Source organism: Propioniciclava sp. (assembly GCF_029977985.1).
Taxonomy (GTDB): Bacteria; Actinomycetota; Actinomycetes; order Propionibacteriales; family Propionibacteriaceae; genus Propioniciclava.
In genome coordinates, this window is the sequence record NZ_JARKOT010000008.1 from 44135 (window position 1) to 53884 (window position 9750).

The window sequence follows — 9750 nt, forward strand, 5'->3', positions numbered from 1 at the left end:
CGCCCGTGACGCTTCAGTGCTCGTCGCGTGCTGGGATCAGGAGGAGTCAGCTGAGGTCGGCGCGCAGCAGGCGCCGGACACCGAGCACGCCCGGCGCGACGATCCAGGCCAGCACGGAGGTGGCGAGCTTCACGAGCCCCGCCGGGTCGCCCTCGACGAGCGCGTACATCGGCTCCAGGCTCAGATAGCCCAGTACCGTCGCCGCCACCGGTGAGACCGAGCCCACCAGCATCGCCAAGGTGGGCCACACGAGCAGCAACACGATCGGTGCAGGGATGCTGCGGGTGAGCAGGGCCCACGCGAGGGCGGCCAGCCCGAGCACGAGGGTGGAGCCCACCGCGGCCGCGAAGCGGGTCGCCTCGAAACCCCACCCGAGGTGCTGGCCGGTCAGCGCCGGGGCGATGACCACCATGAGCGACCCCGCCAGCACGGCCAGCACTCCGACCGCTGCCACCAGAACTCCGACCACAGCAGCCTTCGCCGCCAGCACACGGCCGCGCCGCGGCTCGAGGGTGAACGTCACTGCAGCGCTCCCCGTCGAGAACTCACCGGCGACAAGGAGCACGGCCAGGACCATGACGCCGAGGCCGCCCGGCCACAGCGCCATGGTGGCCAGGTGACCGAGGTCGGTGCCTGCGGTGGGGAAGAACGCGCGGCCGCCGGCGAACACGCCGACACCAGCGGCGGCACCGATGACGACGGCCAAGCTGGCGCGCGTGTCGACGAGCTTGCGCAGTTCGGTGAGGAACGTCCGACCGAACGCTAGCGGCCGGGTCGAGCGAGCAGTAGGACGAAGCTGGGTGGTGGTCATGGCAGTCTCCTTCGCGATCGTGAGGCTCAGGCGGCGCGGTCGGCGCCGGCAGTGAGGGTGAAGTACTCGTCCTCGAGCTCGTCGGTGGACGCCCCGGCGAGAGGGCGATCGGCCAGCACCCGGCCGGCACCGACCATGACGGCCCGGTCGGCCAGGCGGGCGACCTCCGCGAGGGCGTGGCTCGAGAGCAGCACAGCGCAACCGCGCTCGGCCCGCCCCCGCAGCAGGCCGGCGAGCCAGCGCTGCCCCTGCGGGTCGAGGCCGTTGGCGGGCTCGTCGAGCACGAGGGCCGCGGGGTCGCCGAGCAACGCGTGCGCCAGCCCGAGCCGCTGCCGCATGCCGAGCGAGTAGGCGCCGACGCGGCGCCGCCCCTCCGCCGCGCTCAGCCCCACCTCGCCGAGCACTTCGTCCACGCGATCGCCGGGCAGGCCCAGCGTGAGGCACGCGAGGCGCAGGGTCTCGCGGCCGGTGCGGCCGGGGTGGAAGCCCTCCGCGCCGAGCAGCACGCCGACGGTCGTCCCCGGGTTGGGTAGTTCGCCGTACCGGACCCCCGCGAGGGTCGCGGCGCCGGCGTCCGGCCGTACCAGCCCGACCAGCAAACGGAGGGCCGTCGACTTGCCCGCCCCGTTCGGGCCGAGGAACCCGACAATGGTGCCGGGCGCGACGCGGAAGCTGACGTCGTCAAGGGCGACGGTGGCCCCGAAGCGCTTCGTGACGTTCGTGAACTCGATCATGGCTCCAGCCAACGCCCGCCACCCGGGTTCGCACATCGGGCGATGGTCAGCGCCCAGGCATCCGATCGGACGCCACCACCCCGGCCGATCGGACCCCCCGGCACCCTCCGTCCGGCCGACGCCGCCGGGGCCCACCTTCCCTAGGCTGGGCCTCATGACTCAGGACGCCGCGTCGATCGACCCCCTCGAGCGGGACACCACCGCCCGGACGGGGGACGGCCCGTGGCCCTGGGTCGTCGCGGCGCTGTTCTGGCTCTACTACATGACCCCGTTCGTGCAGTTCCTGCTTCTGCCGGACCGCCCGGCCACCCCCTTCCTCCTCCACGTGCCCCTCTGGGGCCTGCTCGCCATCGTGCTGCTGGCCTTTCGCGAGCGGAAGCCCGGTGGGATCGCGGGGGCCTGCATCACCCTGCTGTTGCTCTCCCCCGCCGCGGTCGGGGCGGTCTTCGTGGCCCAGGAGCACTACGCCCGTCGCGTGGGCGGACGCCTCTCCGTGGCCGCGTTCGCGGTCGGGGCGCTGATCGCGAAGGTCGTCACCTTCGTCATCATGGGCCTCGACGGCCCCGTGAGCGCCCTGCAGGTCGAGTTCGGCGTGACCGCCGCGGGCGTCGTCGTGGCGACCCTGATCGGGCTGCTGCGGCGTTCCCGTGCGCAGGCCAGTGAGCAGCGGGCCCACGCCGCCCAGGCCCGCCACGAGGCCGAACAGGCCCGGCTCGCCGAGGCGCGCCTGGCCGAGCGTGAGCTCATCGCCCGCGAGATGCACGACGCGATCGCCCACCGCCTGTCGCTCGTAGCCCTCCATGCGGGCGCGCTCGCCTACCGCACCACCCTCGACCCCGAGCAGGCCCGCGAAGCGGCACGCCTCATCCAGACCAACGCGCAGGCGTCCCTCGACGAACTGCGCGCCATGCTCACCACCCTCCGCAGCCCGGACGCCGCCCCCGCCGCCCCCCAACCCACCCTCGACCAGGTGGCCGTGCTCGTCGCCGACGCGGCCGACGCCGATCAGCGCGTCACGCTCGACGTCGACGGCGACCTCTCCCTCGTGCCCGCCCGCGTGTCGCGGCACGCTTTCCGCGTCGTCCAGGAGGCCCTCACGAACGCCCGCAAGCACGCGCCCGGCTCCCCCGTCACCGTGCGCTTGACCCACGCCGGCGGCGTCCTGAACCTGCGCGTCACCAACCCGCTGGCCGATCTCGCCCCGGCCGACACCTCCGGCTCGCGCCTCGGCCTCGTGGGCGTGGCCGAGCGGGTGGCGCTGCTGGGCGGTAGCGTGAGCCACGGCGTCCGGGGCGGGCGGTTCGTCCTCGAGGCCACGCTGCCCATCACCCGCACCGTCCCCCAGGAGCTGCCCGCATGATTTCGGTTGGGATCGTCGACGACGATGCGATGGTCCGCACCGGGCTGCGGTTCATCCTGGCCGAGGACGCCGACATCACCGTCGCCTGGCAGGCCGCCGACGGCGCCGAGGCGCTGGCGCGGCTCGACGAGATGGACGCCGACGTCCTCCTCCTCGACATCCGCATGACCGGCATGGACGGCCTCGCGACCCTCGAGGCGCTCAACGCGCGCGGGCGGCGTCCGAAGGTCATCGTGCTCACCACGTTCAACACCGACGACTATGTGGTACGCGCCCTTCAACGGGGCGCCGAGGGGTTCCTCCTCAAGGACGCGGCACCCGCGCGGCTGGTGGAGGCGATCCGGCGGGTGCACGCCGGCGAGCCGGCCCTCTCGCCAGAGGTCACGCACACCCTCATCTCGGTCGCCACGGACGCCGCCGGCGCGGCCGATCCGGTGGCCGCCAGGGCGTTCGCGGCGCTGACCGAGCGCGAGAAGCAGGTGGCGGCCCTCATGGCGGACGGGCTGACGAACGCGCAGATCGGCAGCCGCCTCGGCGTGAGCATGGCGAGCGTCAAGGCCCACCTGAGCACGATCTTCACCAAGCTCGGCGTCGACAACCGGGTGTCGGCGGCCATGGTCGTGCGGGACGCGGGCTCCCAGCCCTAGTCAGAGGACGTTGAGCCCGCGCAGCAGCACGCGGACCCGCTTGCGAAGCGCGTCGTTGCGATCGGTCGTGGTGGGGTTGTCGATGACTTGGTCGAGCACGGCGCTGATGAGGGCGAAGAACACCCATTCGGACGCCTCCTGCAGGGTGAGGCCGTCGGGGAAGGCCTCGTGGTGCGGGGCGATGATGGCTGCCACCTTGTGCTCCAGCTCCTGGACGAGGTCGATCGTCTCGCGGCGGTGGTCGCCGTCGGCACCGAAGTAGATCTCGCGCAGGAAGGGTGCAGCATTGTTCGGCTGCAGGTCGAGGATCTGCACGAGCGGGTCGAACGCCCGCAGGACCGCCTCGTCCACGGGCAGGGTGGGATCGGTGTCGGGGGCCTCCTCGACGACCGGCCGGAGCTTCGCGTTCACCACCATCAACAAGAGCTCCGACTTGGTGGCCGCAAACCGGAAGAGCGTGCCCTCCGCGACATCGGCCTTCTCGGAGACCTGCTGGGTGGTGGTGTTGTCGTAGCCGCGTTCCGTGAAGAGCGTCGTCGCGGCACCGACGATGCGGTCGCGCTTCTCGGCCTTGTTCCGTTCCCGGCGACCGAGCCGGGTGGGCAGTTCCGCCATGGCGGGGAGCATAGCGACTGAGTCGGCTCATTTCTGAGCGGAGAGGTCACGTTCCTGCGCGCGGGTGCTGGCACGTTTTTGACAGAGGGATTCGTGGCACGTGCCACGAATCTCTATGTCAGATTTCCTCTGTCAGATTCGTGCACGGGCCGGACGCCGCCCCGTCGGCCCGGTGTGATTGACGGCCCGGTGTGATTGACTCACCCCGTGCCCAGGATCACCGTCGACGACCTCCCGGACGCCGTCCGTGCGCGCCTCGACGAGGTGCTCGGCGCGCCCGTCGTCGAGCACGTCAGCCATCCCGGCGGGTTCTCCCCCGGGACGGCCGACAAGGTCACCTCCGCCGACGGCACCGTGGCGTTCGTGAAGGCCGTCCATGCCGATCTGAACCCCGACTCCCCCGGCATCCACCGCGCGGAGGCACGGGTGATGGCCGCGCTCCCCGACACCATCCCCGTCCCCCGCTGGATCGACGGCTTCGAGCTCGACGGCTGGGTCGTCCTCGTCGAGGAGTACGTCCCAGCGCGCCATCCGGTGCTCCCCTGGACGGCGGCCACATTCGCCCCCGTCCTCGACGCAACGCTCGCCCTCGCCGACCGCCTCACCCCCGCCCCGCTGCCCGACCTCCGCACGGCGTCCGAGCAGGCTCGCCGGATGGGCAACGGCTGGGCCAGCCTCGCCGGCGCCCCGCCCGCCGACCTCGATCCCTGGATCGCCGCCCGCCTCGATGAGCTCGCCGCACGCGTCGAGCGTTCGTTGGCCGCCCTCGACGGCGACACCCTCTGCCACTGGGACCTCCGCGCCGACAACATCCTCCTGCGCGACGACGGCGAGGTCGTCTTCATCGACTGGCCGTGGGCGCTGCGCGGCGCCCGCTGGCTGGACGCAGTCCTCCTCACCAGTGAGTTCGCCGTCGAGGGCGGCACCCCCGCCGAGACGGACGCCTACCTCCGGCTCATCGCCGGCCACACGGACGCCGACCCCGCCGCCTTCGTCGGCGCACTCGCCTGGGTGGCCGGGTTCCTCACCCATCGGTCCCGGACCCCCGCACCGCCCGGCCTGCCCACCCTGCGCGCCTTCCAACGGCGGTGGGCCGACGGGCTCACCGCCTGGCTGCGCGGCACGGAGCTGGCGTAGCGGCGTCCAGCTCACAGGTCCGCGCGCTCAAGGGCGACTTCGGCGTGCGGCTCCGGCTCGTCGTGGTGCCGGATGCGCGGCAGCGCGAGCGTCGCCAGCAGCCCCACGACGAGCACGATCGCGGCGACGCCGGTCGTGATCCGGGCGGCTTCGATCATGGCGTCGGACGCCAGCGTCGCGGCCTGGGCGAACTGCGGCCCGGCCTCCGCCAGACCGGGGATGGCAGCGCCGACCGAGGAGTGGACGGCGTCGACGATGCGCGTCCGAGCCACGTCGGGGACACCGGCGTCGGCCAGGCGCTGGTCGGTGCCCGTGGTGAGCGTCGAGATGAGCAGCCCGCCGAGCAGCGCGACGCCGAGGGCCGACCCGATCTGCCGGACGGTCGTCTGCAGGCCGGACGCCTCGCCCGACAGTTTGCGCGGCACGTCGACGAGGATCACGCTCGTCAGTTGGGCGGTGGCGAAGCCGACGCCGGCGCCGTAGAGGAACAGGCAGGCCGCCAGCTGCCAGGCCGGCGCGGGCAGCAGCCAGGCGAGGGCGCCGACGGCGACCGCCTCCATGCCGAGGCCGGTCCGCACGACCGCTCGCTGCCCGAGACGCCTTGTCACCTGCGGCACCACGCCCGAGGCCAGGAACGTCCCCACCGCCAGCGACAGGATGAGCCATCCGGTGCCGAGCGCGTCGTAGCCCATCGCGCCCTGCAACACGAGCGGGAGGGTGAACAGCAGCCCGAACTCGCCCAGCGCCACGACGAGCGCGGCGATCGAGCCGTAGCGGAAGGTCGGGATCGCGAACAGGCCCAGGTGCGCGAGCACCACCTTGTCCGCGGCCTCCCGGCGCCGCTCGACCCCCGTGAAGACCGCCAGCAGCACGAGCCCACCGGCGAGGGCGAAGGGCACGGGGGACGCCGAGCCGTCGGCCTGGGTCCACCAGCCGTAGGAGGTGGCCTCGATGAGGCCAAACACGAGGGCGCCGAGGCCGAGGGTGGCGAGCAGGGTGCCGGGGATGTCGATGCCCCGGCGCAGGTGCGGGTCTCGGGTCTCTGGGAGGAAGCGCCAGGCGAGGACGAGCGCGATCAGGCCGAAGGGGATGTTGAGCCAGAAGGCCCACCGCCAGGAGACGTCGGTGGCGAGCCAGCCGCCGAGCAGGGGGCCGACGGCGGCCATGCCGCCGATCGTGGACCCGTAGACGGCGAAGGAGATGGCGCGCTCGCGGCCGGTGAAGAGCGCGTTGATGGACGACAGGGTGGCCGGGAGGACCATCGCGGCGCCGATGCCCTGCACCAGCCGCGCCCCGATGAGCACGGCCGCGGCGGGTGCCGAGCCCACCACAAGGGACGACAGGCCGAACAGCGCGACGCCGCCGAGGAACATGGTCTTGCGGCCGTAGAGGTCGCCGAGGCGTCCGGAGGTCAGCATGAGCGATGCGAAGACGAGCGAGTAGACGGCGTTCATCCACTCGGCGTCCGTGGCGGTGAGGCCGAGGTCACCGATCACGACGGGGAGGGCGACGTTGGCGATGGTGGCGTCCATGATGACGAGCGAGGTGCCCAGGGCGACGGCGGCGAGGGCGAGCCACCGGTTGGGGTGGGCGTGGAGGTTCATAGGAATCCTGTCTCCGATGTTTCTGACACAGTGACGGTAACATGTCGACACCGTGTCGGCAAGTGATAGGGTGGCAACCGAAGGAGGTCGCAGATGCCCAGGATCGATGCCCCCACCGTCGCCGAACACCGGGCGCGCAAGGAGCGCGCGATACTCTCGGCCACGGTCGACCTGCTCGTGAACGAGGGCGACGACGCCGTCACGCCCGCCGCCGTCGCCAAGCGCTCCGGCATCGCGCGCACGAGCGTGTACCAGTACCACGGCTCCACGGCCGAACTCATCGCGGCGGCCGTCATGGAGCTGTTCCGACGCGCCGAGGCCGAGATGGACGCCGCCCTGTCTGCCGCCGGGGACGATCCTGAGGAACGCCTGCGGGCCTACGTCACCACGACCCTCCAGCTCGCCCGCGACGGCCACGCTCCGGCCCGGCCCGCGGCCCTCGCCGGCGCGCCGGCCGAGTGCCGTGCCGCGGTGCGCGAGTGCCACCAGCGCCTCATGGCCCCCTTGGCTGCCATCGTCGACGCCCTCGGCGCATCCGAAGTGGGCACGACCGCCGCCCTCGCCGCAGGGAGCCTGCAGGCGGCGTCCCAACTCGTGGAGCACGGTGCCGATCTGAGCGAGGTGGCCGACGTCACCTGCACCTTCATCGCCCGGGCCGTGCGCCCCTGATCGCCTCAGCGAAGATCGCGCCCGAACACCAGCGCCACAGCGCGGAGCGCGAGGACGAACCCGGCGAACGCGAGCAACGACCCGATGAGCTGGCTCACCCCGATCCCCGGAAGCACCTGCGGGCTGCCCTGGGCGACGGCGAGCACCGTGCCGCCGAGGATGCCCGCCGCCGCGAGCAGGGCAATCACGAGTTGTTGCACGAGTCCGCGCACGAAGGAGCGGTCTTCGGGGTGGCTGATCATCCGCACATGGGCGGTGAGGCGGCCACTCTCCAGATCGTCGCTGATCTTGTTGATGCGGCGCGGAAGCTGCTCCAGCAGGGGCAGCAGGTGCATCGCGCGCTGGGTGAGTTCGGCCTTGACCCGGTCGGGCGTGATGTCCCCGATCACCTCCCGGCCGGCGTTCCGGGCGGCGTCCATGAGGTCGAGGCCGGGGTCGATGAGGTGCAACGTCCCCTCGAGGGCTCCGAGGGAACGCAGGGCCGTCGCGATCGAGGGGGGCACGTTGAACCCGTGCCGGATCACGAGCGTGAGCAGTTCCGAGAACACCTTGAGCGATCCCCCGGTGCCCAACCCCCCGCGAAAGCGCGTGATCAGGATGCCGATGGACCGTTGCAGTTCGCGCTCGTGGAGCCCCTCGGGGCGGTCGAGGAGGTCGAGGACGGCGTCGGTCGCGGCGACGGGATCGTCGGCGTCGACGGCCCACAGGAGCACACCGAGGGTGCGCCGCGACACGGCGTCCAGCCGTCCGACGGAGCCGAAGTCGAGCAGCCCGACCGACCCGTCGGGCCAGATGACCACGTTGCCGGCGTGCAGGTCGGCGTGGAACACCCCGTCGCTGATGATCTGGGTGAGCACGGCATGGAGCAACCGCTGCGCCGAGGCGGTGCGTACGGCCGGGTCGAGGCCGGCGATCAGCCCGGACGCCTGCGCGACCGGGGTTCCCGTGAACCGCTCCATGACGATGACACGCTTGCTGCACAGCTCGTCGGCGGTCCAGGGCACGCGGACCTCGCGACCGGCCAGCGCCGCCCGCACCGCCGCCATGTTGTCGATCTCGACGCGGTAGTCGAGCTCTTCGTCGAGCGACTGGGCGAAGCCGCGCACGAGGGCGCGAAGCCCGATCGTTCGCGCCCACGAGGTGTTGTGGGCGAGCGTGCGGGCGACCTGTTCGAGGATGCCGAGATCCTGCGCCACCTGCGCCAGCGCCCCCGGACGCTGCACCTTGACCACCACCTGACGCCCGTCGATCAACGTCGCCGCGTGCACCTGCGCAACGGACGCCGAGGCCAGCGGTTCCACCTCCACACTGGCGAACACGTCCCCGGCCGGGCGCCCCAGATCCTCCTCGAGGACCTGGCGGACGCCCTCCCATGCCTCCGGTTCCGCCCGGTTGGTGAGGTGCGACAGCTCCCGCACGAACGGTTCGGGCAGCAGGTCGGCCCGGGTCGAGAGCATCTGGCCGAGCTTGATGGCGGTGACTCCCGCTTCCTGCAACGCTTTGCGCAGTGCGATGGCCAGCTCGTCGAGGTCGAGCCGCGGCTGTCGTAGACCGCGCAGCGGCGCGCTCAGTCCGTGCCGGGCGGCGACGGCGACGATCTCGCGGTAGCGCCGCGCTCGGGCCCGGCGGCGCGATCGGCCGAGCACGAGGCCCCGCAGCGACGGCAACGCTCCAGTGGGCACGACGATCTCGAGCACCAGCAAGAGGGTCGCCGACAGGGCGAACGCCCACAGCGTCATCACCCCGAGCAGCGCCATCGCGCCGAGATTGGCGCTCACCCCGTTGTCGGCGGGGAGAGAGTCGATCACCGCGCCTGCCACGCCGATGAGCACGAGGATGCTCAGCCCGCAGACCAGGACGGTCCGCGGCCAGCCGATCCGGACGCCGAGCACCCGCCGCGCCGTCTGGGCGACGAGCCAGGTGACAACGGCGAAGAGGCCGGTCCAGATCGCAATGTCCACCAGGCTCGCGAGGAACCTCAGCCAGTCCATGACCGCGAGGCTACCGGCACCCCTCGGCTGCGGTGCGGTACCGCTCGACGACCACGTCGACCAGGCGTGGGTGCGCTCCCAGCGGCTGGGCCACCACGTCTCCCCCCGACGCCTCGAGCCTTCGCTGGAAGAACCCGCGCCCCACGAGGTAGGACGCGACGGCCACCGGCGAGCCGGACGCC

Annotated in this window: 9 protein-coding genes; 4 read left to right on the forward strand and 5 right to left on the reverse strand. The window is 72.4% G+C overall.

Annotated elements, in window-relative coordinates; translation table 11 throughout:
* Positions 1–46 precede the first annotated feature (46 nt).
* Both Q1K57_RS00765 and Q1K57_RS00770 read right to left on the reverse strand, forming a co-directional pair.
* Positions 47–811: a hypothetical protein gene (locus Q1K57_RS00765; RefSeq protein WP_300077763.1), complete on the reverse strand. Its 765-nt coding sequence runs from the start codon at positions 809–811 to the stop codon at positions 47–49.
* Positions 812–837: 26 nt separating this feature from the next.
* On the reverse strand, positions 838–1545 hold the full coding sequence (locus tag Q1K57_RS00770; RefSeq protein WP_300077766.1) for an ATP-binding cassette domain-containing protein: 708 nt from the start codon (positions 1543–1545) through the stop codon (positions 838–840).
* Between the two features lie 154 nt (positions 1546–1699).
* Here Q1K57_RS00770 and Q1K57_RS00775 point away from each other — a divergent pair, with 154 nt between their 5' ends.
* Together Q1K57_RS00775 and Q1K57_RS00780 are read left to right on the forward strand one after the other, a co-directional pair.
* A complete protein-coding gene (locus tag Q1K57_RS00775; RefSeq protein ID WP_300077769.1) occupies positions 1700–2905 on the forward strand; it encodes a histidine kinase in 1206 nt (401 codons plus the stop codon).
* Positions 2902–3552: a response regulator transcription factor gene (locus Q1K57_RS00780; RefSeq protein WP_300077772.1), complete on the forward strand. Its 651-nt coding sequence runs from the start codon at positions 2902–2904 to the stop codon at positions 3550–3552. Before Q1K57_RS00775 ends, Q1K57_RS00780 begins: the two co-directional genes overlap by 4 nt.
* On the opposite strand, the gene Q1K57_RS00785 is transcribed toward Q1K57_RS00780, so the two are convergent.
* Positions 3553–4167 carry a TetR/AcrR family transcriptional regulator gene (locus Q1K57_RS00785; RefSeq protein WP_300077775.1) on the reverse strand — a complete coding sequence of 205 codons (615 nt, stop codon included), beginning with the start codon at positions 4165–4167 and terminating at the stop codon, positions 3553–3555.
* Between the two features lie 207 nt (positions 4168–4374).
* Between Q1K57_RS00785 and Q1K57_RS00790 the strand changes: the two genes are divergently transcribed.
* Complete coding sequence (locus tag Q1K57_RS00790; protein WP_300077778.1) at positions 4375–5304, forward strand: phosphotransferase; 930 nt, start codon at positions 4375–4377, stop codon at positions 5302–5304.
* 11 nt (positions 5305–5315) lie between these two features.
* Here the strand turns inward: Q1K57_RS00790 and Q1K57_RS00795 are convergent, their stop codons facing one another.
* Positions 5316–6908: an MFS transporter gene (locus tag Q1K57_RS00795; protein WP_300077781.1), complete on the reverse strand. Its 1593-nt coding sequence runs from the start codon at positions 6906–6908 to the stop codon at positions 5316–5318.
* 93 nt (positions 6909–7001) lie between these two features.
* Between Q1K57_RS00795 and Q1K57_RS00800 the strand changes: the two genes are divergently transcribed.
* On the forward strand, positions 7002–7577 hold the full coding sequence (locus Q1K57_RS00800; RefSeq protein ID WP_300077784.1) for a TetR/AcrR family transcriptional regulator: 576 nt from the start codon (positions 7002–7004) through the stop codon (positions 7575–7577).
* A gap of 5 nt (positions 7578–7582) precedes the next feature.
* On the opposite strand, the gene Q1K57_RS00805 is transcribed toward Q1K57_RS00800, so the two are convergent.
* Positions 7583–9568, reverse strand: coding sequence for an AarF/UbiB family protein (locus Q1K57_RS00805; RefSeq protein ID WP_300077787.1), 1986 nt, complete (start codon positions 9566–9568; stop codon positions 7583–7585).
* Positions 9569–9750: the final 182 nt, after the last annotated feature.

Bases quoted from the DNA above. Each gene is read 5' to 3' on its own strand.
- Q1K57_RS00765 (WP_300077763.1), bottom strand. From the start codon at position 811: ATGACCACCACCCAGCTTCGTCCTACTGCTCGCTCGACCCGGCCGCTA.
- Q1K57_RS00770 (WP_300077766.1), bottom strand. From the start codon at position 1,545: ATGATCGAGTTCACGAACGTCACGAAGCGCTTCGGGGCCACCGTCGCC.
- Q1K57_RS00775 (WP_300077769.1), top strand. From the start codon at position 1,700: ATGACTCAGGACGCCGCGTCGATCGACCCCCTCGAGCGGGACACCACC.
- Q1K57_RS00780 (WP_300077772.1), top strand. From the start codon at position 2,902: ATGATTTCGGTTGGGATCGTCGACGACGATGCGATGGTCCGCACCGGG.
- Q1K57_RS00785 (WP_300077775.1), bottom strand. From the start codon at position 4,167: ATGGCGGAACTGCCCACCCGGCTCGGTCGCCGGGAACGGAACAAGGCC.
- Q1K57_RS00795 (WP_300077781.1), bottom strand. From the start codon at position 6,908: ATGAACCTCCACGCCCACCCCAACCGGTGGCTCGCCCTCGCCGCCGTC.
- Q1K57_RS00800 (WP_300077784.1), top strand. From the start codon at position 7,002: ATGCCCAGGATCGATGCCCCCACCGTCGCCGAACACCGGGCGCGCAAG.
- Q1K57_RS00805 (WP_300077787.1), bottom strand. From the start codon at position 9,568: ATGGACTGGCTGAGGTTCCTCGCGAGCCTGGTGGACATTGCGATCTGG.